Annotated in this window: 22 protein-coding genes; 11 read left to right on the top strand and 11 right to left on the bottom strand. The window is 63.3% G+C overall.

What is annotated here, in order from left to right:
* Positions 1–74: 74 nt before the first annotated feature.
* The 3 genes from I8N66_RS06510 to I8N66_RS06520 all read left to right on the top strand — a co-directional run bounded on the left by I8N66_RS06510 (position 75) and on the right by I8N66_RS06520 (position 1,742).
* The gene (locus I8N66_RS06510) at positions 75–920 is read left to right on the top strand and encodes a DUF4432 family protein (RefSeq protein ID WP_291151157.1); all 846 of its coding nucleotides are present in this window, start codon (positions 75–77) and stop codon (positions 918–920) included.
* Positions 921–996: 76 nt separating this feature from the next.
* Positions 997–1,335, top strand: coding sequence for a TIGR01244 family sulfur transferase (locus I8N66_RS06515; RefSeq protein WP_113540753.1), 339 nt, complete (start codon positions 997–999; stop codon positions 1,333–1,335).
* Positions 1,336–1,388: 53 nt separating this feature from the next.
* Entirely contained in the window at positions 1,389–1,742 is a 354-nt protein-coding gene (locus I8N66_RS06520) for a cupin domain-containing protein (RefSeq protein ID WP_113540752.1), read from the top strand.
* A 58-nt stretch (positions 1,743–1,800) separates the two neighbouring features.
* On the opposite strand, the gene I8N66_RS06525 is transcribed toward I8N66_RS06520, so the two are convergent.
* The 3 genes from I8N66_RS06525 to I8N66_RS06535 are packed head-to-tail and all read right to left on the bottom strand — an operon-like array spanning position 1,801 to position 5,393.
* A complete protein-coding gene (locus I8N66_RS06525; RefSeq protein WP_291151164.1) occupies positions 1,801–3,447 on the bottom strand; it encodes a thiamine pyrophosphate-binding protein in 1,647 nt (548 codons plus the stop codon).
* A 45-nt stretch (positions 3,448–3,492) separates the two neighbouring features.
* Positions 3,493–4,446 (bottom strand): DMT family transporter, encoded by a 954-nt coding sequence (locus I8N66_RS06530; RefSeq protein WP_291151166.1) that lies wholly within the window; start codon positions 4,444–4,446, stop codon positions 3,493–3,495.
* Positions 4,447–4,457: 11 nt separating this feature from the next.
* The gene (locus I8N66_RS06535; protein ID WP_291151169.1) at positions 4,458–5,393 is read right to left on the bottom strand and encodes an alpha/beta hydrolase; all 936 of its coding nucleotides are present in this window, start codon (positions 5,391–5,393) and stop codon (positions 4,458–4,460) included.
* 185 nt (positions 5,394–5,578) lie between these two features.
* Here I8N66_RS06535 and I8N66_RS06540 point away from each other — a divergent pair, with 185 nt between their 5' ends.
* The 4 genes from I8N66_RS06540 to metF all read left to right on the top strand — a co-directional run bounded on the left by I8N66_RS06540 (position 5,579) and on the right by metF (position 10,490).
* Positions 5,579–6,361, top strand: a complete 783-nt coding sequence (locus I8N66_RS06540; RefSeq protein WP_291151172.1) for a ribonuclease — start codon at positions 5,579–5,581, stop codon at positions 6,359–6,361.
* Positions 6,362–6,529: 168 nt separating this feature from the next.
* Positions 6,530–8,179 carry an energy-dependent translational throttle protein EttA gene (gene ettA, locus I8N66_RS06545; protein ID WP_113540747.1) on the top strand — a complete coding sequence of 550 codons (1,650 nt, stop codon included), beginning with the start codon at positions 6,530–6,532 and terminating at the stop codon, positions 8,177–8,179.
* Between the two features lie 338 nt (positions 8,180–8,517).
* Positions 8,518–9,537 carry a metalloregulator ArsR/SmtB family transcription factor gene (locus I8N66_RS06550; protein ID WP_113540767.1) on the top strand — a complete coding sequence of 340 codons (1,020 nt, stop codon included), beginning with the start codon at positions 8,518–8,520 and terminating at the stop codon, positions 9,535–9,537.
* Between the two features lie 2 nt (positions 9,538–9,539).
* Positions 9,540–10,490 carry a methylenetetrahydrofolate reductase [NAD(P)H] gene (gene metF, locus I8N66_RS06555; RefSeq protein ID WP_113540746.1) on the top strand — a complete coding sequence of 317 codons (951 nt, stop codon included), beginning with the start codon at positions 9,540–9,542 and terminating at the stop codon, positions 10,488–10,490.
* 535 nt (positions 10,491–11,025) lie between these two features.
* On the opposite strand, the gene I8N66_RS06560 is transcribed toward metF, so the two are convergent.
* The 5 genes from I8N66_RS06560 to I8N66_RS06580 form a co-directional block, all read right to left on the bottom strand.
* Entirely contained in the window at positions 11,026–11,964 is a 939-nt protein-coding gene (locus I8N66_RS06560) for a DMT family transporter (protein WP_113540745.1), read from the bottom strand.
* A 309-nt stretch (positions 11,965–12,273) separates the two neighbouring features.
* The gene (locus I8N66_RS06565) at positions 12,274–13,503 is read right to left on the bottom strand and encodes a lytic murein transglycosylase (RefSeq protein WP_113540766.1); all 1,230 of its coding nucleotides are present in this window, start codon (positions 13,501–13,503) and stop codon (positions 12,274–12,276) included.
* Positions 13,504–13,756: 253 nt separating this feature from the next.
* The gene (locus I8N66_RS06570; RefSeq protein WP_223724965.1) at positions 13,757–14,542 is read right to left on the bottom strand and encodes a GH25 family lysozyme; all 786 of its coding nucleotides are present in this window, start codon (positions 14,540–14,542) and stop codon (positions 13,757–13,759) included.
* A 262-nt stretch (positions 14,543–14,804) separates the two neighbouring features.
* The gene (locus tag I8N66_RS06575; protein WP_291151183.1) at positions 14,805–15,473 is read right to left on the bottom strand and encodes a class I SAM-dependent methyltransferase; all 669 of its coding nucleotides are present in this window, start codon (positions 15,471–15,473) and stop codon (positions 14,805–14,807) included.
* A gap of 4 nt (positions 15,474–15,477) precedes the next feature.
* Entirely contained in the window at positions 15,478–16,728 is a 1,251-nt protein-coding gene (locus I8N66_RS06580; protein WP_291151186.1) for a DUF3419 family protein, read from the bottom strand.
* A 178-nt stretch (positions 16,729–16,906) separates the two neighbouring features.
* Here I8N66_RS06580 and I8N66_RS06585 point away from each other — a divergent pair, with 178 nt between their 5' ends.
* Positions 16,907–18,463 (top strand): EAL domain-containing protein, encoded by a 1,557-nt coding sequence (locus I8N66_RS06585; RefSeq protein WP_291151189.1) that lies wholly within the window; start codon positions 16,907–16,909, stop codon positions 18,461–18,463.
* A 224-nt stretch (positions 18,464–18,687) separates the two neighbouring features.
* Positions 18,688–20,049: a serine hydrolase gene (locus I8N66_RS06590; protein WP_113540740.1), complete on the top strand. Its 1,362-nt coding sequence runs from the start codon at positions 18,688–18,690 to the stop codon at positions 20,047–20,049.
* A 39-nt stretch (positions 20,050–20,088) separates the two neighbouring features.
* Here the strand turns inward: I8N66_RS06590 and I8N66_RS06595 are convergent, their stop codons facing one another.
* From I8N66_RS06595 to I8N66_RS06605, 3 genes are all read right to left on the bottom strand, one after another.
* Entirely contained in the window at positions 20,089–21,126 is a 1,038-nt protein-coding gene (locus I8N66_RS06595) for a lytic transglycosylase domain-containing protein (protein WP_291151194.1), read from the bottom strand.
* A 116-nt stretch (positions 21,127–21,242) separates the two neighbouring features.
* Positions 21,243–21,878: a LysE family translocator gene (locus I8N66_RS06600; RefSeq protein ID WP_113540738.1), complete on the bottom strand. Its 636-nt coding sequence runs from the start codon at positions 21,876–21,878 to the stop codon at positions 21,243–21,245.
* A gap of 225 nt (positions 21,879–22,103) precedes the next feature.
* On the bottom strand, positions 22,104–23,321 hold the full coding sequence (locus I8N66_RS06605) for a pyrophosphate--fructose-6-phosphate 1-phosphotransferase (RefSeq protein ID WP_291151198.1): 1,218 nt from the start codon (positions 23,319–23,321) through the stop codon (positions 22,104–22,106).
* Between the two features lie 419 nt (positions 23,322–23,740).
* Between I8N66_RS06605 and I8N66_RS06610 the strand changes: the two genes are divergently transcribed.
* Together I8N66_RS06610 and I8N66_RS06615 are read left to right on the top strand one after the other, a co-directional pair.
* Complete coding sequence (locus tag I8N66_RS06610) at positions 23,741–24,448, top strand: DnaJ family molecular chaperone (RefSeq protein WP_113540736.1); 708 nt, start codon at positions 23,741–23,743, stop codon at positions 24,446–24,448.
* Complete coding sequence (locus I8N66_RS06615; protein WP_291151201.1) at positions 24,445–25,209, top strand: N-acetylmuramoyl-L-alanine amidase; 765 nt, start codon at positions 24,445–24,447, stop codon at positions 25,207–25,209. Before I8N66_RS06610 ends, I8N66_RS06615 begins: the two co-directional genes overlap by 4 nt.
* The last annotated feature ends 76 nt before the right edge of the window (positions 25,210–25,285 follow it).

A 25,285-nucleotide genomic window follows, 5' to 3' on the forward strand; every position in this document is an offset into this window, starting at 1 on the left:
GTGAAATGTATCTCTCCTCAGCTATCATCTCTTTGTGATTGCAGTGATTCTGCGGCCGATTTGAGGAAGAGCACATGCTGAGGACGCTGGATGAGCCTGCTGACAGGCAGGAGAATCATGTGTTGTTCGATCGCCTCTCGGCGCTCGACATCGCCGCTTTCGTCGTCGATGGCGTCGACCTGTCGCCGGGTGCGGCGATCCCCTCCGATGGCGATGCCAGGATCGACCGGGCGCTGGCCGGTTTCCTCTTTACCTGCGGGCCGGAACATATCCGCCACCCGGAGCCGATCGAGGGCGGGGCGGAAGGCGCGCGCTACCCGCTGCACGGGTCGCTTGCCGGGACTGCCGTCGGCCGCACTGAGATGGCACGCGACGGAGCCGAATGTACGGCGACGATCGAGGTGGTGCTTGCGGGTGGCGGGCAGGCGCGGGTCGAGCGGCGCTGGCGGATCGATGCGGTGCGGAACGAAGTCGTGCTCGAGGATCGCGTCGTCAACGCAGGCGCCTCCGCCTTTCCGCCGATGATGATGTATCACCTCAACATTGGCGGCCGGTTGCTCGGGAGCGAAGCCCGTATCGTCAGCGCCTCGCTCGAGGGCGGCGAACGTGGCTGGCGCTTTGGCGATGGCGAGAGCGCGCATTTCTGCCTGCCGGCGGCCGCCGGTGCCGATGGCTGGTCGGACGTCAGCCTTGCAGGACTTGCCGGTCTCGGCCACCGAAATCTCACCGTACGGTTTCGGACCGACACGCTGCCGTTCCTGCAGATGTGGCGCTGCCAGCGTGGTGCGGCGGATGTGATCAGCATCGAGCCGGTGTCGCACCGTATCGCCAAGCGGCCGGATCTGGCGGCGGCCGGAGAATTGATACCGCTTCTGCCGGGCGAGGCGCGCAGCTACGCGATCGCGTTTGCCGTTGCCTGAGCCACGGCTTTTGAATTGACGCGGAGAAGTGCTGCGCCTACATCAGAGGCCACCACATTTCCTGAGGAAGACGACCATGGACATCCGCCAGATCAACGACGAATACTCGGTCTCCGGCCAGATCACCGTCGAGGATCTCGACCAGATCAAGGCGCTCGGCTTCAAGTCCATCGTCTGCCACCGCCCCGATTTCGAGGCGCCGGATCAGCCGACCTTCGATTCGATCGCCGCACGCGCCGAAGAGCTCGGCATCGAAACCATGCACATTCCCGTGGGCCCGATGGGTGTGACCGCCGATGCCGTGAAAAGCATGGTCGACGCGCTCGACGAGTTCCAGCGCCCGATGCTCGGCTATTGCCGCTCCGGCGCCCGCTCGACGGCCGTCTACCAGCAGACCCAGCATATCCGCGGCTGAACCCAAGCTCTCGCGCTCGGCCGTATCGTTCCATCTGACAGTGGAGGACCGGCATGGCCGAAGCGCATCTCATTTCGCGCGAGCAATGGGCGGATGAGCCCGAGGCCTGGAAGGGTGAGTTCGAGGGCGGCGCCTATGGTGCGGGCCTTTCGGTGATCTTCTTTGCCACCGACGAGATCGGCGACGGGCCGAAGCTGCACCGCCATCCCTATCCTGAGACCTTCATCGTGCGTGTCGGCCGCGCCCGCTTCACTGTGGGCGATCGCACCATCGACGCCGAAGCCGGCCAGATCGTCGTGGCGCCGGCCAATGTGCCGCACAAGTTCGAGAACCTCGGACCGGGAAGACTTGAATCGATAGACCTGCATGCGGCCGGCGCGTTTTCGACCGAGTGGCTCGAGGAGTAGGGCAAGTCGTCGTTTGCGACCGCCGCAATGAGCAGCGGTCGCAATCTTTTCTGATAGATCAGCCGTTGCGAATGTCCGTCAGCGTGCGCGTCGGGGTGATCGCTTCGGGATCGAGCTTGATCTCGATGATCGACGGCTTGCCGCTGGCGCGGGCGCGCAGGAACGCGTCGGCGAACTCTTCCGTCTTCTCGACCGTCTCGCCATGGCCGCCATAGGCGCGGGCGAGTGCTGCAAAATCCGGGTTGGTGAGGTCGGTCGCGCTGACGCGGCCGGGATACTCACGCTCCTGGTGCATGCGGATCGTGCCGTAGATGCCATTGTTGACGACGACGGTGATGATCGGCAGGCGGTAGCGAACGGCGGTTGCGAATTCCTGCCCGTGCATCAGGAAGCAGCCGTCGCCGGCAAAGCAGATGACTTCGCGATCCGGGTGCAGCTGCTTGGCGGCGACTGCGGCCGGCAGGCCGTAACCCATGGAGCCGGAAGCAGGCGCTGCCTGCGTGGCGTAACGGCGGAAGCGGTGGAAGCGGTGCACCCAGGTGGCGTAGTTGCCGGCGCCATTGGTGAAGATCGTATCCTGCGGCGTGTTCGCCTCGATCCAGTTCATGATCGGGCCCATCTGTACTGCGCCCGGGCCGGTTTCCGGCGGGGTCGACCACTTGAGATAGGCGGCGTGCATGATCTCGGTGCGCTCCGACCAGGTCGGTTCGCTTGCGGGCGCAAGGCCTTCGAGGGCGGCGACAAAGTCGCGCGGGCTTGCAGCGATCGCCAGTTCCGGCCGGTAGACTCGGCCGAGCTCGGAACTGTCGGGATGCACATGGACCAGCGTCTGGCGCGGGTAGGGGCTATCCATCAGCGTGTAGCCGGACGAGGGCATTTCCGAGAAGCGGCCGCCGATAAGCAGAACCAGATCCGCTTCCTTGACTTCCTTGGCGAGCGCCGGGTTGATGCCGATGCCGACATCGCCGGCGTAATTCGGGTGGAGGTGATCGAAGAGCATCTGGCGGCGGAAGGAGCAGCCGACCGGCAGCTTCCAGCGTTCGGCGAAGCGCTGGAATTCTGAAACGCTTTCCGCCGTCCAGCGGGTGCCGCCGAGAATGGCGATCGGCCGCTTGGCGTTGCCGAGCATTTCGCCGAGCCGCTTGATCTGTGCCGGACCTGGATGACCCTCGACCGGCTGGTAGGCCTTGGCGGCGGGCGCCTCGGCGCTGCGCGTCAGCATGTCCTCGGGCAGCGTCAGGACCACCGGGCCGGGGCGGCCGGAGGTGGCGACCGCGAAGGCGCGAGTGACGAATTCCGGAATGCGGGCGGGATCGTCGATTTCACCCACCCACTTGGCAACCTCGGTGAAGGCGCGGCGATATTCGATTTCCTGGAAGGCTTCGCGCTCGCGCGCTTCGCTCTGCACCTGGCCGATGAAGAGGATCATCGGGATCGAGTCCTGCTTTGCGACATGGAGACCGGCCGAAGCGTTGGTCGCGCCCGGGCCGCGGGTTACCATGCAGATGCCCGGCTCGCCGGTCAGCCGACCCCAGGCATCCGCCATCATCGCAGCGCCGCCTTCCTGGCGGCAGACGACCACGTCGATGTCGGTGTCGTAGAGCGCATCGAGCACCGCCAGGTAGCTTTCCCCCGGCACGCAAGCGATACGTTTTACGCCATTGGCGACGAGTGCGTCGACGACGAGCTGGCCTCCAGTTTTCATGATATTCCTCCCGATGGTCTTTCTTTTGTAGTCAGAGTGTTGTTGTCAGATGGCTGGCGACACCGGAGCGACGCTCGTGTCCTTGTGAATGCGGCGCTCGCGCCAGATGATGTAGAGGCCGGAGCCGATGATGATGGCGATGCCCAGCCACTTCAGCGCGTCAGGCAGGTCGCCGAAGACGAGCCAGCCGAAGATCGTCGCCGAGACGATTTCCAGATATTGCAGTGGCGCCAGCACCGACGCCGGAGCGGCGCGATAGGCATAGACGCCGAGCACGCCGGAGATGGTAGCGGTGACACCGACACCAAGCAGGTAATACCATGTGACGCCCTGCGGCCAGACCGGATCGAAGATGCCGGAACCGGTGCCTTCGCCGAAGTAAAGCAGGACAAGACAGAAGAGCGCGCCCCAGACGCCGGCGTGGAACTGCATCGACCAGGGGTCTTCGTTCTGCGCGACCATGCGGGTGACAAGCAGGAATACGGCAAGGCCGAAGGCGGCGACGATGGGCAGAAGCGCGATCGGCCCGACTTCCTGCATGCTCGGCTGGATGACGAGCAGCGCGCCGAAGAAGCCGACGCCGCAGGCGGTGTAACGCCGCCAGCCGATGGTCTCCTTCAGGAAGATGCTGCCGAGGATCGTCAAGATGATCGGCTCGACGAAGAAGATCGCGATCGCATCGGCGACTTCCATCACTTTCAGCGTGGTGATGAAGGAGAGCATCGATACAACGAGCAGGCCGCCGCGCAGCGCATGCAGGCCGGTCTTGCGCCAGGTGAGATCGAAGAGGCTGCCCCGCACCAGCGCGATCGGCAGGATGAAGACGACCTGCAGCACGAAGCGCACGGCGGTGATTTCGGCCGAGGGCACGGTCGCGATCGCCAGCTTTGCAAAGATGTCGATCAGCGGCGAAAGCAGCACCGCAATCACCATCAGCGTCAGCCCGAAGGAGATGCGGTTGTAGTCCGTGGCGATCTTGGGAAGGGACATGTCGGCCATGATATTTCCGGTCAGCGCTTGCCTGCGATGGCGCGCAGGCACCAGGCGGCAAAGTCTGCCGTCGCCTGTTCCCGGCCGATTTCATTCAGGGTTTCGTGGCGCATGCCGTCATAGACGGTGACGGTGACGTTGCTCAGGCCGGCGGCTTTCATCCTGGCGCCGAGCCAGCGGACGGCACTGCCCATCTCGGTCGACGGGTCGGCGCTGCCGCCGACGAGGTGGATGGGCAGGTCTTTCCGAAGCCGCGCCAGCCGGTCGGGCCGGGCGCCGCCGAAGGACAGGCGGAAGAGATCGAGCCAGAGCGAGACGGTCGCATCGAAGCCGCAGAGCGGGTCAGCGGCGTATTTAGCCACCTCGGCATCGTCGCGCGACAACCAGTCGAGATCGGTCTTGCGATCCTTGATCGCGTCGCCCCACATGCCGAAGGTGAGCTTGGTCAGCAGCGGGCTCGGCACGTCAGAACCCTTCAGCGCCTTCTCGACCTTCAGGATGACCTGGCCGCCGCGGCCGGCAAGGCCGGGACGAAAATTGGAATTCCAGACGGCGAGCGCGTCATAGAGGCCGGGATCGGCCTCGGCAGCGTTGAGCGCAATCAGCCCGCCCATGGAATGGCCGAAAAGGACGACCGGCAGATCCGGATGGGTGCCCGTCGCGATTGCGCGAATGGCCCTTATATCGGCGAAGACCTTGTCGAGCCCCTCGCGGCTCGAAAACATGCCGAGCGGTGCGTCCGGCGCGCGCGTCGCACCGTGGCCGCGATGGTCGTGGGCGTAGACGTGGAAGCCGTGCGCAGCCATGGCCTCGGCAAAGCGGGCGTAGCGGCCTGAGTGTTCGGCAAGGCCGTGGCTAATGAGGAGGATGCCGCGGGCGTCGGCGGTCGCGGGGAAATGGCGCCAGCTCAAGGTGGCTCCGGTCGGGCTTTGATGTGTCTTCACCTGCCCGAACACGATTTCCCCCGGCTACAACGACAGACCAATCCGATATCAAATCGATTTGCAAGGCAAAGGCAATCGCCGCTTGTTGCTCGTTGCGCATGAGGTCACAAGCGAATGTGCGCTCATCTTAATTAAGAGTTGCAATTTTCCCGTTTTGAGCGATATTCGTTCCTGTTTTGTTTCCGCAGGAGGATATCATGGTTAGTTTCTGTAAGGCGATATCGGGTCCGATGGCAGGAATGCTGGCGGCATTGGCGCTGTTTCTTGCGCCGGCCGCCTTTGCTGCCGGCGAGGAAATGTCGGATCAAGGAGCCGCCAAAGACGCGACCGGCCGCACGGAGTACGTTCTGGCGGTGAGCTGGCAGCCGGGCTTCTGCGAAACGAGGCCGCAGCGCAAGGAATGCGAGAGCCAGACGGCGGAGCGGTTCGACGCGACCAACCTCTCGCTGCATGGTCTTTGGCCGCTGCGCAAGAGCTATTGCGGTGTAGCGGCCGAGGTGCGCGCGAAGGACCGCAAGGGCAGCTGGCTGGAACTGCCGAAACTTGCCATGGCCGATGACACGGCAGCGCGGTTGCTCATCGCCATGCCGGGCGTTCAATCCGGGCTCGACCGGCACCAGTGGCTGATGAGCGGTACTTGCCAGAGTGGTTCGGTCGACGACTATTTCTCGGTGCAGCTGCGCATGCTGGAGGAGCTCAATCGCTCGGCGGTCGGCGCATTGTTTCGCCAGCGCATCGGTTCCGAGCTCGACGAGGCGACGGTCAAGCAGGCCTTTGACCAGAGCTTCGGCGCTGGTGCGGGGGATCGGGTGCGCATGCGCTGCCAGACGGTCCAGGGCCGCAGCGTCATCACCGGGCTGACGATCGGGCTGACCGGCGACGTCCTGAAGGCGTCGAGCCTGGCGCCGCTGATCCAGGCGGCGGGGCCGACCGAGTTCAAATGTGCCAAGGGCATTGCCGATACGGCCGGGCGTAGCTGACCCACCTCGAAAGCACCGTACTTCGGCCGTGAGAGCGCTTTCGATGCAGGGCAGCCGCAAGGGATAGGTTGGGGGGGCAAGCCGGGGCGAACGCCTTTGCTCATTGCCCCCTTCCTATAATTCGCCTACATAGCGGGCAAATTTCCTTTCCCTGCGGAGCATTCCCTCATGGCACGTCAGTTCATCTATCATATGGCCGGACTTAATAAGTCCTACGGCGCGAAGAAGGTTCTCGAGAACGTTCATCTGTCGTTCTACCCGGATGCAAAGATCGGTATCCTCGGCCCGAACGGCGCCGGTAAGTCGACGGTGCTCAGGATCATGGCCGGCCTCGACAAGGAATTCACCGGCGAAGCCTGGGTCGCCGAAGGCGCGACGGTCGGCTACCTGCCGCAGGAGCCGCAGCTCGATCCGACGAAGACCGTGCTTGAAAACGCCATGGAAGGCGTCGCCAAGAAGAAGGCGATCGTCGACCGCTACAACGAACTGATGATGAACTATTCCGACGAGACGGCGGAAGAGGGCGCCAAGCTCCAGGACATCATCGACAGCCAGAACCTCTGGGATCTGGAAAGCCAGGTCGAAATGGCCATGGAAGCGTTGCGCTGCCCGCCGGGCGACGCGGAAGTGACCAATCTCTCGGGCGGTGAAAAACGCCGTGTCGCGCTCTGCAAGCTGCTGCTGTCGCAGCCGGACCTGCTGCTGCTCGACGAACCGACCAACCACCTCGACGCCGAAACGATCGCCTGGCTCGAAAAGCACCTGCGCGAATATCCGGGCGCCGTGCTGATGATCACCCACGACCGCTACTTCCTCGACAACGTCACCGGCTGGATCCTCGAGCTCGACCGCGGCCGCAGCATTCCCTACGAAGGCAACTACTCGGCCTATCTCGTTGCCAAGGCCAAGCGCATGCAGCAGGAAGGCCGCGAAGAGGCTTCCCGCCAGAAGGCGATCGCCCGCGAACAGGAGTGGATCGCATCCAGCCCCAAGGCCCGTCAGGCCAAGTCCAAGGCGCGTATCCGCTCCTATGACGAACTGGTCAACGCGGCGGAAAACCAGCGCCCCGGTGACGCGCAGATCATCATCCCGGTCGGCGAACGTCTCGGCCAGGTGGTCATCGAGATGGAAGGCGTTACCAAGGGCTATGGCGATCGCCTGCTGATCGACGGCCTGTCGCTGAAGCTGCCGCCGGGCGGCATCGTCGGCATCATCGGCCCGAACGGCGCCGGTAAGACGACGCTCTTCCGCATGATCACCGGCCAGGAGCAGCCCGACAGCGGCTCGATCCGCATCGGCGAGACCGTGCATCTCGGCTATGTCGACCAGAGCCGCGACGCGCTCGACGGCAACAAGACCGTCTGGGAAGAAATCTCCGGCGGCGCCGAAGTCATCAAGCTCGGCAAGCACGAGATGAACTCGCGCGCCTATTGCTCGACCTTCAACTTCAAGGGCGGCGACCAGCAGCAGAAGGTCGGCAACCTCTCGGGTGGTCAGCGCAACCGCGTTCACCTCGCCAAGATGCTGAAGGCCGGCGGCAACGTCCTGCTGCTCGACGAACCGACGAACGACCTCGACACCGAGACGCTGGCGGCACTCGAAGTGGCGCTCGAAAACTTCGCCGGCTGCGCCGTCATCATCAGCCACGACCGCATGTTCCTCGACCGCCTGGCAACGCATATCCTCGCCTTTGAAGGCGACAGCCAGGTCGAGTGGTTCGAAGGCAACTTCGAAGACTACGAGAAGGACAAGATCCGCCGCCTCGGCCCGGACTCGGTCAACCCGAAGCGCGTCACCTACAAGCGCCTGACGCGCTGATCTGTGATCGTCGCCGCCATGTGTGCGGCGCCCATTGCCTCGCAACCGCTCGCGCAAACAGGCGGTGCAACTTGACTTCACGAAACGGGCGAAGCGCAGGCTTCGCCCGTTTTCCTTTGCCGCTCGGACGGCGCAGGCGCCCAGCAAAATCGAGAACGGATTGAAATAGCGCGGCTGGGACCCAGCGATGCGCCGTTGAACGCGTCGCTTGCGGCGCACGCGCCCCCGAGCGCAAAGCCTGTCTTGTGCGCGCCATTGTTCGGCCTTTCCACGCAAATCCGCTTGCGCCGATCTCGCAAATCACATAAACATATCTTTATGTGTTGATGGGGATCGCGATGGCTGCTCAGAGAGAACTGGGTCTGGATGCGCTGGTGGACGTGCTGAAGGCGGCGGGAGAGCCGACCCGCATGCGTCTCGTCGCTTTGCTCGCCGCGGGTGATCTCACCGTTACCGATCTTACCGAAATTCTCGGGCAGTCGCAGCCGCGTATTTCGCGGCACCTGAAGCTGCTTGCCGAGGTCGAGCTCATCGATCGTTATCAGGAAGGCGCCTGGGCCTATTTCCGCCTGAGACAGGACGGCGCGCGCGTCGGGCTCGTTCGCGCCATGCTGGCGGCAGCATCCGCCGACGACGCGGTGCTTTCGCGCGATGCGGCGCGGCTGACGACGCTCAAGAAGGCGAGGGCCGAAAAGGCACAGGCCTATTTCAGCCGCAACGCCGCCGGCTGGGACGAGCTTCGCCGCCTGCATGTCAGCGAGCGCGACGTCGAGGCGAAGCTGCGCGAGATGGTCGGCGACGAGCCGGTCGAGAGCCTGCTTGACCTTGGTACCGGTACCGGGCGCATCCTGCAGCTGTTTGAAGGGCTCTACCGCCGCGGCGTCGGCGTTGACGCCAGCCGCGACATGCTTGCCGTTGCGCGCTCCAATCTCGATCGTGCCGGCATCACCAAGGCCTCGATCCGCCACGGCGACATTTTCAATCTGCCGCTCGACGGGCAGGCCTTTGATCTCGTCACCATTCACCAGGTGCTGCATTTCCTCGACGAGCCGGAGGCGGCGATCGCGGAAGCTGCGCGCATGCTGATGCCGGGTGGCCGGCTGGTCATCATCGACTTCGCGCCGCACGGGCTCGAGCATCTGCGCGACGAACATGCGCATGCGCGCCTCGGTTTCTCGCACCAGGTGATCGCCGATTGGCTCGCCAAGGCTGGCCTGGTGCTCGAGAAAACCACGGATCTTTCGCCGGAAGGCGCCGAGGAAGAAAAGCTGACGGTGACGATCTGGCTGGCGCGCGACCGGCGCGCCGTGAATGAGAATGAAACGCCGCGGCCGCGCATCCATGCAGGGGGAGTTTGAGAATGACGGCACAGACGCTTTATCCGGCCGAGCGCGGCAATCTGAGGCTCTCTTTCGAATACTTCCCTCCCAAGACCGATGAAATGGAAGCGCAGCTCTTCCAGACGGCGGAGGACCTCTCGGTTTTCGGTCCCGCTTTCGTTACGGTCACCTACGGTGCTGGCGGCTCGACCAAGGCGCGGTCGCTGACGACGGTACGGCGGATGATCGAGGAGAAGGGCTTTGCCAACACGGCGGCGCACCTGACCTGCGTCGGCGCACCGAAGGCGGAAGTCGATGCGGTCATCGACGAGTACATTGATTATGGCGTCCGTCACTTCGTGGCACTGCGCGGCGACCCGCAGGGCGGCATCGGCAGCACCTATGCGCCGCATCCGGATGGTTATGCGAGCAGCACCGACCTGGTGCAGGCAATTCGCGCCCGGGGCGACGATATCGAGATCTCAGTCTCCTCCTACCCGGAGAAGCATCCGGAGAGCCCTGACGTGGCCGCCGATATCGACATGCTGAAGCGCAAGGTCGATGCCGGCGCCACCCGCGCACTGACCCAGTTCTTCTTCGACAACAACGATTTCGAGCGTTACCTCGAACGCGTGCGCCGCGCCGGGGTCAACATCCCGATCGTGCCGGGCATCCTGCCGATCAACAATCTGACGCAGGTGCAGAAGTTTGCCGGCCTCTGTGGCGCCACCGTGCCGGAGGCGATCGTCGCGCGGCTCGTGCATCTGGAAGAGCAGGCGGCCGAGCGCTTCAAGGAGGCGACGCACATCGCCGCCGAGCAGATTGTCGATCTCGCCCGTCGCGGCGTGCGCGATTTTCACCTCTACACGATGAACCGTTCGCCCTTGGTGACGGCCGTGCTGGACCTTGTCGGCTTCGAGCGGGTCGCAGCGGAGCCGAGCGCGGTGCTCCCCGAAGCGCGATTCCAGGCGGCGGCGGGGGCGGCGGCCTGAGTTTCACAGGCGCACCGGCCGTGGGCGCCTTTGACTGACAGATATCCGAAAATGAGAAAGCGCATGAAGGTTGACCTTCATGCGCTTTCTTTTCTGTCGCAGCGTTTAGACCCTGTGCTCTCTTGGCGGTCTAGCTTGCTTGGTGCTGCAGAATGGATTTCCGGAAATTAAAGTCCCTATTCGGTTTTGGACTCTCAGCGGCCGCTCATCAGATGAAAAGCATCGTGGCCACGAATACGAACGCTGCACTGATCATGAGGACATTCAGCGAATGTGTAAGGCCCATGGATGACCCTCCCTGCGTTAACGCGTTAAAACATAGGGCGAAATCACGAAGTGTTAAAGCGAAACTTGTGCTGCAGTGCGAAATCCGTGAGGGGGAGTGGCCTTATTCACAGGGTTATATAGTTGAAATATCTATCATTTTATGTCTGCCACATTTTTTTCACAATCGCTTCCGCAAGGTTAATATAAACGCTTGTAACCGTGCGTGAGCGCTTCGGAAGGGGACGAAAAGGGCGGCTCGATTCCCCGTTCAGGCAGCCCGTCTGAGCCGTAGAAGCCGTCCGTCAAGCACGGCGAGACCGAGGGCGATCAGCGCCATGCCGGCGATGTCGGCTGCCTGCAGCGTTTCCCCCAGGAAGAGATAGCCGAGCAGAATCGCGCTTGGCGGCACCAGCAAGGTGACGAGCGAGGCGTTGGTGGCGCCGGCTTCCGCCATGATCCGGAAAAAGAGAATGTACCCATAGGCGGTCGAGACGAGCGCGAGCCCGAGGATCGAAAGCGTCGCCTCGATCGGCGGCATCGGCAGTGTCCAGGGCGCATCGGAGAACGCGGCAACGGGCAGCATCATCAGGGTCGAAGCGGTGAGCTGTCCGGCGGCCGTCACCGGTGGGGCGAGATTGCGAAAGCGCTTGCCGTAGGTCGCCGCGAAGCCATAGCTGACGGCGGCCAGCACCGGCAGGACGAGCGCCCAGAGTGGGATGCTGCTGGTCGTGCCGAACAGGCCGGCAAGCGCACTCGGCCCGATCAGAACCACGGTGCCGGTGAGCCCCAGCAGGCAGCCGGCAATCTTGGCGGAGCTCAGCTTTTCATCCTCGGTCGCCATGTTGGCGATGATGACGGTCCAGACCGGCGTCGTGGCATTGAGGATTGCCGCGAGCCCGGCGCCGATCTGTGTCTGGCCGAGGAAGATGAAGGCATGCGGGATGGCGTTGTTGATCAGCCCCATCAGCGCGAATTCGCGCCAACGTCCGGCAAGTGCCTGATAGATGCCGAAGCGGCCGCCGATATAGAGGTGCAGGGCAAGTGCTGCGAGGCCCAGGCGCAGGACCACCAGCGTGAACGGCGGCACGTGGGCAACGGCCACGCGGGCAAAGAAGAAGGACCCGCCCCAGATGAGACCGAGCAGCGCCAGCAGCATCCAGGTTCTAACGCTCATCTGATGGCCGTCGATTGTGGTTCGCGCATTCATGGTGATGCCCCGTCCGTGCTGATCGCCTTGTCGTCCGTCAGCCTCATCCAGGCGGCGAATGTACGTATGGCGCAAAGGCTGCGTCCGGTACCCGGGCCGGTTGTGATCTGACCCCTATTTCATAGCCCGGCGTCTTGGCGCATGCCACCCGGTTCTTGCCGACTGATCGAGGGAAGGGCAACGCTTCGAGATGCGCCGTGCGTGCCTCCGGGGTGGACCTGCATCTCGGATAAGGAAACCCCGGGAATCGCTTCCGATCCCCGGGGTTCTGGCTGCTAGGCCGAGCCGCATCCGTGGCCCGAAGTTCGCTTAGAGGGCGTTCAGGAGTTCCAGCGTCGCCCAGCCATCCGCCGGGCGTCCGAGGCGGAGCTGTTCCTTCTGAAGGGCGGCGCGGGTGCCGGAGCCGAGGATGCCGTCGACCTTGCCGACGTCATGGCCGAGCGTCTGCAGCTTGGTCTGCAGCGCCTTCATACCGACATCGTCGAGGCCCGGTTCCGGGTTGCCGCCCTCATAGGTCGGCGCGCCGGCGAGGCGGGTGGCGAAGTAGGCGGCCGACGTCGTGTAGATGAACGACTGGTTCCACTCGAGATAGACGTTGAAGTTCGGGTAGGTGAGGAAGGCAACACCCTTGCGGCCCTGCGGCAGCACCAGGGAGGCTTCGAGATTGCCATTGGCGGTGTTGCCGTCGCGTGGGCTGACGCCGAGCGCGAACCAGTCCGCCGCCTTCATGCCCGGCTGCAGGCCGGTCTTTTCCCAGGGGAGTTCTTCGGGAATGCTGACTTCCTGGATCCAGGGCTGGCCAGCCTTGAAGCCGAGGCTCTGGATGAACTTGGCGGCGGTGAGGATCGCGTCGGGCGAGCTCTTCTTCAGGTTGACGTGGCCGTCGCCATCCCCATCGACGCCGTAGGCGATGATGTCTTCCGGCAGCATCTGAACCTGGCCGATCTCGCCGGCCCAGGCGCCGGTGGTCGTTGCCGGGTCAAGGTCGCCGTGCTGCACCATCTCGATGGCAGCGATCAGCTGCGGACGGAACATTTCCGGGCGGCGGCAATCGTGCGACAGCGTCACCAGTGCATCACGGGTATTGAAGTCGCCCTGGACAGCGCCGAAGTCCGTTTCCATCGCCCAGAAAGCGGTGATGACAGGGGCGGGCACGCCGAATTCCTTCTCGGCGCGGGCGAAGACGTCGGCATATTCCTTCATCTTCTGCTGGCCGATATCGAGGCGCGCCTTGCTGACCGTGCGCTTGGAGAACTCGGTGAAGGTCTGCTTGAAGACACCCTGGGCGCGGTCGCGGCTGAGGACCTTCTCGTTGATGGCAGCACCCGCAAGCGCCCGATCGGCGACATCGGCGGGAACGCCCTTGGCGACTGCTTCGGCCTTCACGCCCTGGAGGAAGGCACCGAGGTCGCCGCCGCAGGCGACAGCCGGAGCGGCGCCCTGGGCGCCCGTCTGGGTCGCGGTCTGTGCAAACGCGGTGGAGGCGGTGAGCGCCAGGAGGGCGACGGAGGCCAGGGCGTGCCGGGCAGTGCGGTTCATCATAATTCCTTTCTGTGGCCGCGGGGTGAGGGAGACACCGCACGGGCAGCCAAATTATTGGATTCGCTGCATAAATCTCCAGATCGCGATCGACCCAAGGATGTCTCATGCAGCGGTTCAAAAATGTTACAGCGGCGTTTGCGCGTCCTTGGGGACGTGCGGCACTGTAAATCTGCCGTTGCTCTTTCAGAGCATTATGACCGAAAGAAGAAAATGGGGTTCCTTGCCGCACTTGCCGGCAAGAATGCCGGCCTTACTTCGGCTGCGAGACCGCTGCGACCCAGTTCTTCCAGTTTTTCGCCGAACCGGCGAAGACGTTGATATCGGTGCTGCCGTCGATGCCCGGGATCACGCCGGTGCTGGTGTATTGCCAGAAGGCCCAGCGGCGCTCGACATAGACCTCGCCCGGATGCTTGGCGACCGAGCGCACCCAGAAGTGATGCTCCTTGAACTGGTCGACGAGATTGTCGCGGTGGAAGTCGACCGAGGTGTAGATGATCGGGCGTTTGCCGTAGTGCGCTTCGAGGCGATCCATGAAGCGCTTCATCTCGACGCGCACTTCATCCGGCGTCGGGCGGTGGCGGCAGGTCTTCGATTCGCCGTTCCACTCGACGTCGAGCACCGGCGGCAGGTAGACTGCGGTCTTCGGCACATTGGCGATGAACCAGTCGGCCTGTTCGTCGGCGGTCGAGCAGAAATAGTAGAAGTGATAGGGCGCATAGGGGATGCCGGCGGCACGCGCCTTTTGCCAGTACTCGTTGAAGCGGGTGTCGACCCTGTCCTTGCCTTCCGTCGCCTTGATGAAGGCGAAGGAGACACCGGAGTTCTTCACCTTCATCCAGTCGATATCGCCATTCCATTTCGAAACGTCGATGCCGTGGATGTTGTGGTGCTGTGGCGTGCGCTCGCCAAAGTCCTGCGGGTCCTTATCCTGGAAGCGCGGCGGGATCGATGCCGTCTGCATCAGGTCGTAATCGGTCGATGAACAGGCGGAAAGGAGGGTGGCAATGGGCAGCAGAGCCAGGAGAAGCCGGCGCATGAGGTACCTGTCTAGAGACGAGCGACGATCCTGCCTCACACGATGGCTTTCATATCGGTGATTTCCCCCGCGAGGCGTGAACCTCATCTTCACCATATCATCGTAAAAATTGGGTTAGCTCAAGCGGGAATTGCGGGCGAGGCAGTAGCGTCCCGTTTTCTACTCCAACGCGAAAGCGCCGAGCTCCCACGAGGGATTTCGGCGCTCTCTGGCGAAGTGAGATGAAGACGACCACCCGCCGGCTGCGCGACGGGGTGCAGTCTCAGGCGGCGATTGCAACAGCTGCGCGGTGATAGACCGCAAGCCAGGCATAGCCGCGGCCGATCGCGCGGCGTTCGAGATCGGCGCCATTCTCCCGAGCCTTCTCGCGCAACACGTCGAAGAGGTTGGCGCGCGGCGTCACGTGGAAGCGATCGAGCCAGCCGTGCAGCGCCCGGCGGAAGCTCGTCGGCAGGCGCTCCTGCTGGCCGAAATCGGCAATGTGCAGAGAGCCGCCCGGATTGAGTGCGGCAATGGCCGCATCGATCGCCTTTTGCCAGTCAGGGATCATCGACAGGGAATAGGAGATGACGATGTGGTCGAAGCCGCGTTCGCCGAAGACCTTGGGGTCGAAATCGGTGGCGTCGGCGACCTGAAGCTCGGCGCGGCGCTTGCCGCCACGGTTGAGCTTCGCGTCGGCGGAGGTTAACATCTCCTGGGAGATGTCCAGGCCGAACAGCCGCGCCGATGGGAAGCAGTGGCCGATGAGCGCGAGATTGCGCCCGGTGCCGCAGCCGACTTCGAGCACCGAGGCGCCCGGCGCCGGGTGCATCTCCCGGATCAGCGTGTCGCGTCCAAAGAGGTAATACTTCCGCGTCAGATCGTAGAAGTGCCGCTGGTAGCGGTACATGTGATCCATGCGCCGCGCGTGGGAAATGCCGGCCTCACGCATCGGCTCAAGCCTTCTTCCGGTAAATGTGGAAACCGCCATAGATGGCGGAACGGTCTTCCGCGCCGAGCTTGAGCGATGTTTCGGCATCGTAGTGCCACTGATCGAGCAGCGCCGAGGAGACGCGACCGGGGAGGATGCTGTCTTCTGCGGCGGTGCGGAAGATGACGACCGCACAGGCATCGGCCGTACGGGTGATCTCGGTCCAAAGGTCGTTCAGCTGTTGGTCGTTCATCCAATCCTGGGCATCGAGCAGGATGTAGCGGTCGACCGATGCGGCAGGCTTGTTGGCGAGAAGCTCGGTGTAGCTTGCGTGATGGACCTCGACGCGCTCGGCATTGTTGCGGATCGCCTCGTAGGCGCCGGCATCGAGGTAGGGCGGAAGATCGCCTTCATGCGGCAGCGGGTAGCGGCGCCCGAAGGCCTGCCAGGCGAAATAGTTCTCCCGCAGCGGGAAGTGACAGGTCAGTTTTTCGAGGCGGTGGCGCAACACGGCGGCGAGCGACTTCTCGCTGCTGAGGCTTGCCAGTTCGTCGAATTGTTGCGGCGGGATGCCGAGGCCGAAAAGCGAACTCTTGCGGCCGGTGATCCAGCGGATGGCGGGACGATCGAACAGCGGCGCCAGACGTTCGTCGAAGAACTGCCGCTGCTCGCGCATCGAGCCGGCCTGGACGAACTCGGCCGGGTCGACGCCGTGCAGGCGGGCGAGCAGGTGGCTTGCGGCAATGAAGCGGCCAAGCAGGCCGGTGCGATAGATGTTGCGGCCGAAGACGCCGATGCGGCGGCGGCCGGTCAGGTCACGGCCGTTCCAGTAGCTGCGTGTCGCCGTGTCGAGCTTCGGCGAAATGAAGAGGTCGAAGGCCTGGACGTTTGTGGCGGTGCCCTGGGTCGCCAGGAAGCGCGTCACGTCCTTGTGGCTCGGCAGATGACGGAAGGCTGCGAGCTTCAGGCGGTTCAGCGCGATATGGTGCGGGTTGAGGTCGACGACGTCTATTCTGCGCGGGCCGACAGACAGGTAGGTCAGCATGTTGCAGCCGCCGGAGCCGATGGTGACGATCCGGTGTTCAGGACCGAGCTGCATCGCTTCCATGTCGACGATCGGGTCTTCCCAGATTTGCGGGTAGACGAGACCCGAGAAGAGCAGGCCGAAGAGACGTTCCGAAAGGCCGGCAAGGGAGAAGGTCTTGTGCTGGAGCAGCGCTTTTTTCAGCTTCGGATTTTTTCTGCCAAAGCCAACGTCGGGGGCTAGTTCGGTCATCTCTGCCGGTCATCCAGTTGAAACTTAGCCGCTTCTAAATTGACTCGGCTACACTTTGATGACGGGGTTTCCACAGTCAGAGGGCGCGCGCCCGAACCAGCGCACTACAATTTTTCACCCATAAGAATTCATTAAACCCTAGCGTGCTAGCACCGCCTCATATTCGGGGGGCGTCGACATGATGTTAAGAACGTTTCTGCCGAAGCCCGAGCAGCGATTTGCAGCTGTCGGCGCGGCATTGGGGGCTCTGGTTTCTGCGGCGTTGCTGGTGACGGAAACAGTCTTGCTTGAACAACCGACAGCCCAATTGGACGTCTCCGCCATGCTGGCAGCGGGCGCCATGCCCTTTCTCCTCGGCGGTTCGTTCTATCGCTGGCGCTACTCGCGCCGGTTGGAGCACGAGTTGCATGCGGCGCGTCGCGCAGAGCGGCGCCTGCGCCACGAAGTCCACCGCGACAAGCTCACCGGGCTTGCCAACCGTGCGGCGCTGGAGGCGGATATTCGCCAGGCACTCTGCACGGAAGGGCCTGCCTTCGAGCGCAATGCCCTTCTCCTTCTCGATCTCGACCGGTTCAAGGCGATCAACGATACCATGGGGCACGACGCCGGCGACCGGTTGCTCGCGCTCTTCGGCGCCCGCCTGCGGCGCGCCTTTTCCGGGGAGGCGACGGTCTACCGGCTGGGGGGCGACGAGTTCGTGCTGACGGCCGGCGGAGCCTCGTCGCAGGCCGAAGCCGAAATGCTCGCAGCGCGGGTAAAGGCGCTGTTCGAAGCACCGTTCGATCTCGGCGAAGCGCAGGTCGCTTCCGGCTGCAGCATCGGCATCGCCTTCGTCGAGCGCACCGATACGGCAACGGGTGAGGTGCTGAAGCGCGCTGACCTGGCGCTCTATGAGGCGAAGGCCGTGAGCGGCAACAGCCACGTCTTCCACTCGGAGCTATTGACGCATGCGGCGCAGCAGCGTGTCGAGGCTGAGCGCGACGTGGCGCGGGGGCTGGAGAACGGCGAATTCTTCCTCGAATTCCTGCCGATCGCGGGTGCTGCAAGCGGAGCCATCCGCGCCTTCGAGGCGTTGCTGCGCTGGCAGCATCCGCTTCGTGGGGCGATCGGCGAGCAAGCCTTTATCGAACCATCGGAGCAGAGCCCCGGTACGCGCTCGCTCGGCTACTGGACACTTAAGGCTGCCTGCACGGAGGCTGCGCGCTGGCCTTCGCCGACGGGGTTGACCGTCGCGCCGTTTGCGCCGCAACTCAAGGAGCGGGACTTCGTCGAGCAGGTCAGGCAATGCCTGGGCGAAGCGGGCCTGCCTGCGGGACGCCTGACCATCGAGGTCACCGGAGACTTTTCGACCGAGGATCTCGCGCTGATCGCGGACAATCTGAGGGGATTGCGGGCGTTGGGTGTCCGGATTGCGCTTGGCGGCGGTGCCGGCTCATCCTTGCCCTTGAATTTAATCGCGGAACTGCAGCCTGACCAGGTGACGATCGATCTCACCGCCATCCGGGCGACCCACGGCAGCGAGCGCAGCGTCGCGCTGCTTTCCTGCCTCATCAAGACCGGGCAGGTGTTGCGGCTGGCGATTGCCGTGCGCGGCATCGAAAAGGAAAGCGAGATGGATTGCGCGCAGGCCAGCGGCGCCGTCGAAGTCCGTGGTCCTTGGATATCACCGGCGCTCACGGATGTAACGGCCCTGCTCAAAGCAGGCGCAGCTACGGATTTGCGACGTTCGGCCTAGACGGCGCAAACCGGCGTGCCCTTGGGGTTCCGATCTCCCCGGAAATTGGAAACTTGCCGTTTCTAGGCTTTTCCTGTGGGCGAAATGCTGGTTCTCTCTGCAACTCGGCGGCGACCGTGCGTCCCAGCGGACAGGCTTTGCCGCCGTAGCACTTTGAATTGCTGCATGTTTCTGTCCGCGGTCGGCTCGGCTTCCAGGAAACATGAGGCGGCCGGAGGGAACGCATGAGACGCATCAGACGCATATTGAGGATTTCCGGTGCGACGTTGGTACTGGGCATTGTCGCTCTCTTCGGCTGGCTTGCGATCGCGCCGCCGGAACTGCTCAAGGTCGGCGATGGCTACGCCGCCAAGATCGTCTGTTCCAACGTCTTCATCGCGAAACGCGACGCCCAGTCGGTGCTGGCCGACGACGTCCAGGCGCCGGGACACCCGCTGCTGAAGCTGGTGAGGGTTGCTGTCGATCCGGAAAGACAGGTGGTGACGGCGCGAATCCTCGGCTTTGCTGCGGCGGGCTACGCGGCCTATCAACCGGGAATGGGATGTGCGAGCCTGCCGGATGGCGATGGCGCGGGCTTGCCGCCGGTCAACACGGCGGCGACTGCAATCACGCCTGCGTCGGAAGCGGCCTGGCCGGAAGGCGAGGGCGCCGAGATCGATCCCGCCTTGCAGAAGCTGATCGAGGATACCGATCTTGCCGGTCCGGGCGCGCGGGCCATTGCCGTCATTCGCGATGGCCGCCTGGTTGCCGAAACCTACGGTCGAGGCTTTGATAGCTCGACACCCTTGCTCGGCTGGTCGATGACGAAATCGGTCACGGCGGTGCTGATCGGCATGCGCGTCGCGGAAGGTCGAATGGATGTGGCACGCGCCGGGCTCCTGCCGGAGTGGGCAAGCGACGAACGTGCAAAAATCACGCTCGCCGACCTCATGGGAATGCAGAGCGGCCTGGAATTCAACGAGAACTACGGCAACGTCACCGACGTGACCCGCATGCTCTATCTCGAGAAGGACATGGCGGGCTATGCGGCCACCAAACCGCTGACGTCCAATCCGGGTGCGACGTTCAGCTATTCCAGCGGTTCGACCACCTTGCTGTCGCGCATCTGGATGCGGACATTCGACGATCCGGCGGCCGCAATTGCCTTTCCGCATGATGGGCTGTTCGCCCCCTTGGGCATGAAGAGCGCGGTGCTTGAAACAGATGCGAGCGGCACTTTCGTCGGCTCGTCCTATATGTACGCCACGGCGCAGGACTGGGCGCGCTTCGCGCAGTTCCTGCTGCAGGACGGCGTGTGGAAGGGGAGGGCGATGCTGCCGAAGGACTACGTCGCCTTCATGCGAACGCCAACCAAGGCGTCGGGTGGAAAATACGGCCAGGGCCAGGTGTGGCTGGAGGAAAACGGTGTCCGCGCCGGATCCGGCAGCTTCCCGGCGGATAGCTTCTGGATGCTCGGCCATGACGGGCAGGCGATCATGCTGGTGCCGTCGCTGAAGCTCGTGGTGGTCCGGCTGGGGCTCACGCCCTCGCGTCTCGGCTATGACGTGCAGAAACTCAACGCCAAAATAATAGAGGCGCTCGATTGAGCGCCTCGCAAAACAAGCTGAGCTGTCGGCTGAACAGGCTCACTTCATGCCGAGGTCGTCGAGAAGACCCTTGCGCTTGGCATGGTAGTAGTAGCCGCTGGCATAGAGCTTGACCGCGCTGTCGTGCTGATTGTCGGCCACCATCCAGGCGCCGTGCAGATACTTGGTCGCGTATTTGAGGTTGGTTTCCGCGTCGAACAGACCCTCCGCCGGACCGTCATAGCCGAGGCCCTTGGCGGTGTTGTAGCGGATCTGCATCAGGCCGTAGTTGCCCTTGCTGTAGGCGCGCGGGTTGTAATTGCTTTCGCGCTTGACGACGCGGTGCACGAGCTCGACCGGAATGCCGTTGAGGTCGGCATAGTACTTGATCATCTTGTCGAGTTCGGGACGCGAACTGGTCGGCGTCTTTGAGAACTTCATCGAATCCGGAATGACGCTGGCAACGGCGGCCACAGTCGAGCCGATGACGCCGGTCTTCGGGCGCTCGGTCGGCACGATCATGCGATTTGCGACCAGGTTTTCGAGGCCGACGGGTTCGCCGGTGTCGAAGTCCGATTCCATTGCCGCGGCGACGGCGAGGGTCGAAATCGGAAGGTCCTGGACCCGGCCCGTCTTGGCCGCAACGTCCGCAGAAGTCGGCGCCGGTACTTGCGAGGCGTCGGCGGAAACCTGGGTAACGGCCGCGGTTGCCGTTTCGGCACTGGCGATGGCAGGCGTGGTCGGGGAAACCATGGCAAGCGCCATGGTGCTGCCCGGCTTCGACGCCGGAACCGCAACCATCGCAGGGGCGGCTTCGGCGCCCTGGGCGAGATCGGTCGCGACCGGATAGGTGGTGGCGACGCCGGCTGTCTGGGCTGCGAGGGCGGCGCTTGCCACGGTGGCTGCACCGTCAGGCGTGGGCAGCGCGTAGGCCGTCATTTCAGTGCCGGGCTTTGCGAGCGGGGTGACCGTCTGCACGGCCGTCAGTTCTTCGAGCGACGTGTGCTCTACCGTTGAGCATCCCGAGACGATGGTCGCGGACAAGATCGCTGCCACGCCAAACGTCTGTTTGGAAAGGGAAATACGGTACTTCGCCATTCTGTCACTTTCGTGCTTCTGGGCCCCGTAGCCCCTGCAAATCAGCGGTTGCCAGCCGCCAAGCGTGAATCTCCATTAACCTATGAGGCATCCGGCGGCAAGCGCAGGCGGCAATTTCACGCCGTGGCGCGCTTCATCGTCGCCGTCAGGAGCCCGGCTCCGATGAGCATGGAACCGCCCGCGCGGTTGACGATCCGTCGGACATTAGGCTTGGAAATCGTGCTGCGGGCAGCCGTCGCAAGGGCCGCATAGAGGCTGGCATTGAGGATCGCGAGCGTCAGGAATGTGAGCTCGAAAATCGCCATCTGGGTGAAGAGCGGCTGGCTGAGATCGAGGAACTGCGGCAGGAAGGCGACGAAGAAGACGATGCTTTTCGGGTTCAGTGCAGTCACCGCATAGGTGTGAAGGAAGATGCGCAGTGGACGTTCGCCGGAAGCCGATTCGACCTCAGCGTCGCCGCCGGCGGCCACCGGTGCGCGCCAGAGCTTGATGCCGAGCCAGATGAGATAGGCGGCACCCACCCATTTGAGTACCGTGAAGATCGCCGCGGAGGTCGCAAGCAGCGCGCCGAGGCCGAGCATGGAAGCGGTCATCGCGGTGAAATCACCAAGCGCAACACCGGCGACGGTAGCGCCTGCGGTCTTGCGGCCGTGTCCGAGCGCATAGGAAATGACGAGAAGAATGGTGGGGCCGGGAATGGCGAGCAGCACGGCAGAGGCTGCGGCAAAGGCAAACCAATGTTCAAAAGACATGAAAGGGCTCCGCGTTCCTGCATGTGTCCTTAAATCGCGATCGATTTGAGGACAAATCACGCAGCGGTTTAAAGTCCTACAGCGACCCTGGCGTGCCTTGACGCGGTGGCGCCGTAGAGGTCCTCGGCAATGAATTGGCCGAGCCAGCCATGGAAACGCGGAGCCGTCAATCTCTAAATCAGGCGTTGTCGGCGGGCGGCATGCGCGCCCGCCGGGAAGCGGAAATCAGTGCTTCTGGGCCTGCCACTTCTGGCCGATGACGTCCATGACTTCGCCGAACCACTTCGTCGAGGTGTCGAAGTGCTTGCCGCCCTTGATGCGCGGGAACTCGATCGTACGCAGCTTGCCGCCCTGGTCTTCGTCGTGACCGGTGACACCGGAGACCTTGTTGAGCGCGCTTTCGACGGCAAGATCGACCATGCCCTGGATCAGGCGCAGGTCGTCGCCGTTTGCCGGTGCGGAGCGGGCGTAGTAGCCGGACTTCTGCACCATCGAGCGCTCGGCGCCGAGAAGGGCTGCGAACTGCTTGGAGAACCAGTTGCCGACATTGATGGTGTCGATCTTCACGTGGCCGAAGGCATCGCGCTTGATGGTTTCGCCCGCCGCTTCCCGCTCGGCGACGATCGCATCGAGGCAGGCACCTTCGCTGACGAACAGCGTCACGAAGCCGGTGCGGTCCATGACTTGGCGCAGACGTTCGGCTTCGCCCTGCAGGTCGAACTTCATCTCCGGCAGGTAAAGACCGTCGATGTTCTTCATCTGGCGGTTCATCATGAAGCCGTCGACGAATTCCTTGTCGTCGGTCATCTGGATGTAGGAGCGGGCGGTGGCGGCCGTCAGCCAGCCGCTATGGCGGCCCATGACCTCGTGCACGACGAGCGTGCGCGGAGCGGCGCTCTGCTCGTTGCTGACATTGTCGAAGAAGCGGGCGCCGTATTCGGCGGCCGTCCAGGCGCCAAGCGTCTGGCGGATCGGCACGACATCGTTGTCGACCGTCTTCGGCAGGCCGACAACGGTCAGGTTGTAGCCGTTGGCGCCGAGATAGGCGGCAAGGTCGGCCGCCGTCGTGTTGGTGTCGTCACCACCGATCGTGTGCAGGATCGAGATGCCGTCATTGGCAAGCCGCTCAGCAGCGATGCGCAACGGGTTCTCGCCGTCCTTGACGAGGCCGCGCTTGACGCAGTCGGCCGCGTTGGTGAGCTTGACGCGGCTGTTGCCGATCGCCGAACCGCCGTGGCGATGAAGGATATGCGCCTTCTCGCGCATGTCGCGGGTGATCTCGATGCGGTCAGCCAAGAGCAGGCCCTGGTAGCCGGAGCGGTAGGCGACCAGCTCATACTCGGGCGCGACGTCCGTATAGCGTTCGATCAGGCCCCCAACGGCGGATGACAGGCAGGGTGCGAGCCCGCCGGCCGTCAGCATTGCGACTTTTTTCTTGGCCATGTTTCCTCCTCGGGACTTTGGCATGCGATGGGTGGGGCCTCCATAACGCAAATCAGATGGAAATTAAATGACGGGCCTGTGGATGTTGTGTCGAGACGATGCCGCGAGGCGCCCTGGAGCGTCGGATTGGCGAGGCGAGGCAGCGGCGCGCGGATTGTCGCAGGGCGTAAGCCCGGCCTGCGCTATTGCGAACGGCGCGATTACCGGTTTTGCGGGCCCTGACGACATCTCACTTTTATTGGATGGCTGTTCCCGCGGGAACAGCTTTCCGTCGGTTGGCTGTCGCAAGTTCCAATCGATGGATTGACAATAGTGAGGGGCCATCACAAATTCGTCATCCTCGTGGTTCGGGCCGCCCACCGCTTGCAATTTGCCACCACATTGGTCCATGCTATAGAGTGAGAGACAGGGAACCTCGCATGTCATTTTGGGACAGCCTCCTCAGGATCGTTACCGCCACCGGCAATGCGCTTGCCGGTGTGGTCGAGGCCGTGCGCACCCTGTTTGAGGGTGATCCGGAAACGCGGCGCAAGGTGGCCTTCTCCGTCGCCATGATCGCGCTTTCGGCCAAGATGGCCAAGGCCGACGGCGTTGTGACCGAAGCCGAAGTCGCCGCTTTCCGCGATATCTTCCAGTTTCCGCCGGACCAGGCCCAAAACGTCGCGCGTCTCTATAATCTGGCGCGCCAGGACGTCGCCGGCTACGAGGCCTATGCAGAGAAGATGGCGTCGCTGTGTTCGTCCTGCGAAAAGAACTGCCCGATCCTTGAGGATATCATCGACGGCCTGTTCCACATCGCCAAGTCGGACGGCGCGGTGCATGAGCGCGAGCTTGCCTTCCTGTTGCGGGTGGCCGACATCTTCGGCATGGACGAGGGGCACTTCAGCCGGATCATGGCCCGCCACGTGCACGGCGATGGTCGTGACCCCTATCAGGTGCTCGGCGTTTCGCGTAAGGATGATTTCGCCGATATCCGCAAGCGCTACCGTGTGCTCGTTTCCGAGAACCACCCGGATATGCTGGTTGCGCGCGGCGTACCGCAAGAATTCCACGCGATCGCCAATGATCGCATGGCGGCGCTGAACGCCGCCTATGAGGCGATCGAGAAAGAACGCCGAGCCGCATGACTTCGAAATACTGCGACTATCCGGGTGCACGCTTCATGCCGTCGCCCAATTTCGGTGACCGCGCCGACCTGCGCGCCCCGGATATGATCGTTCTTCACTATACCGGCATGTCGACGGGCACTTCGGCGCTCGAATGGCTTTGTCGCGAAGAAAGCCAGGTCTCCAGCCATTACTTCGTCCACGAGGACGGCCGCGTCGATCAGCTCGTGCCGGAGGCGCGTCGCGCCTGGCATGCCGGCAAGAGCTACTGGAAAGGCGAGACCGATATCAACTCCTGCTCGATCGGAATCGAGATCGCCAACCCGGGTCACCCCGGCGGATTGCCCGACTTTCCGGAAAAGCAGATCGCGGCAGTTGTAGAATTGTGTCGGGACTGCGGCGATCGCTGGTCGATTGCGCCCGAAAGAGTGCTCGCACACAGCGATATCGCCCCCATTCGCAAGGTCGATCCGGGAGAAAAATTTCCTTGGCACGTTCTTCACCGCGAAGGCGTCGGTCACTGGGTGGAGCCGGCCCCGATCGGCGGCGGGCGCTTTTTCCAACGCGGTGACCAGGGGCAGCCGGTGGAGGCGATCCAGTCGATGCTGTCACTCTACGGTTATGGCATTGATGTGACAGGCGAATTCTGTGAAAAGACCGAAGGCGCCGTGGCCGCGTTCCAGCGGCACTTCAGACAACAAAGGGTCGATGGCATCGCTGACGTCTCAACCCTTGATACGCTACACCGCCTGCTGTCAGGCCTGCCGCAATTCACCGCCTGACGTGGAAGAATTTTTCGTCTAAACGGCACTTCTGCAGATATTCGTGGCATGTTTTTTTTAGCTTTGCCACATGTTT

The organism is Ensifer sp. SSB1 (assembly GCF_016652895.1).
Lineage (GTDB): Bacteria > Pseudomonadota > Alphaproteobacteria > Rhizobiales > Rhizobiaceae > Ensifer.

Bases quoted from the DNA above. Each gene is read 5' to 3' on its own strand.
- I8N66_RS06510 (WP_291151157.1), top strand. From the start codon at position 75: ATGCTGAGGACGCTGGATGAGCCTGCTGACAGGCAGGAGAATCATGTG.
- I8N66_RS06515 (WP_113540753.1), top strand. From the start codon at position 997: ATGGACATCCGCCAGATCAACGACGAATACTCGGTCTCCGGCCAGATC.
- I8N66_RS06520 (WP_113540752.1), top strand. From the start codon at position 1,389: ATGGCCGAAGCGCATCTCATTTCGCGCGAGCAATGGGCGGATGAGCCC.
- I8N66_RS06525 (WP_291151164.1), bottom strand. From the start codon at position 3,447: ATGAAAACTGGAGGCCAGCTCGTCGTCGACGCACTCGTCGCCAATGGC.
- I8N66_RS06530 (WP_291151166.1), bottom strand. From the start codon at position 4,446: ATGGCCGACATGTCCCTTCCCAAGATCGCCACGGACTACAACCGCATC.
- I8N66_RS06540 (WP_291151172.1), top strand. From the start codon at position 5,579: ATGGTTAGTTTCTGTAAGGCGATATCGGGTCCGATGGCAGGAATGCTG.
- ettA (WP_113540747.1), top strand. From the start codon at position 6,530: ATGGCACGTCAGTTCATCTATCATATGGCCGGACTTAATAAGTCCTAC.
- I8N66_RS06550 (WP_113540767.1), top strand. From the start codon at position 8,518: ATGGCTGCTCAGAGAGAACTGGGTCTGGATGCGCTGGTGGACGTGCTG.
- metF (WP_113540746.1), top strand. From the start codon at position 9,540: ATGACGGCACAGACGCTTTATCCGGCCGAGCGCGGCAATCTGAGGCTC.
- I8N66_RS06560 (WP_113540745.1), bottom strand. From the start codon at position 11,964: ATGAATGCGCGAACCACAATCGACGGCCATCAGATGAGCGTTAGAACC.
- I8N66_RS06565 (WP_113540766.1), bottom strand. From the start codon at position 13,503: ATGAACCGCACTGCCCGGCACGCCCTGGCCTCCGTCGCCCTCCTGGCG.
- I8N66_RS06570 (WP_223724965.1), bottom strand. From the start codon at position 14,542: ATGCGCCGGCTTCTCCTGGCTCTGCTGCCCATTGCCACCCTCCTTTCC.
- I8N66_RS06575 (WP_291151183.1), bottom strand. From the start codon at position 15,473: ATGCGTGAGGCCGGCATTTCCCACGCGCGGCGCATGGATCACATGTAC.
- I8N66_RS06580 (WP_291151186.1), bottom strand. From the start codon at position 16,728: ATGACCGAACTAGCCCCCGACGTTGGCTTTGGCAGAAAAAATCCGAAG.
- I8N66_RS06585 (WP_291151189.1), top strand. From the start codon at position 16,907: ATGATGTTAAGAACGTTTCTGCCGAAGCCCGAGCAGCGATTTGCAGCT.
- I8N66_RS06590 (WP_113540740.1), top strand. From the start codon at position 18,688: ATGAGACGCATCAGACGCATATTGAGGATTTCCGGTGCGACGTTGGTA.
- I8N66_RS06595 (WP_291151194.1), bottom strand. From the start codon at position 21,126: ATGGCGAAGTACCGTATTTCCCTTTCCAAACAGACGTTTGGCGTGGCA.
- I8N66_RS06600 (WP_113540738.1), bottom strand. From the start codon at position 21,878: ATGTCTTTTGAACATTGGTTTGCCTTTGCCGCAGCCTCTGCCGTGCTG.
- I8N66_RS06605 (WP_291151198.1), bottom strand. From the start codon at position 23,321: ATGGCCAAGAAAAAAGTCGCAATGCTGACGGCCGGCGGGCTCGCACCC.
- I8N66_RS06610 (WP_113540736.1), top strand. From the start codon at position 23,741: ATGTCATTTTGGGACAGCCTCCTCAGGATCGTTACCGCCACCGGCAAT.
- I8N66_RS06615 (WP_291151201.1), top strand. From the start codon at position 24,445: ATGACTTCGAAATACTGCGACTATCCGGGTGCACGCTTCATGCCGTCG.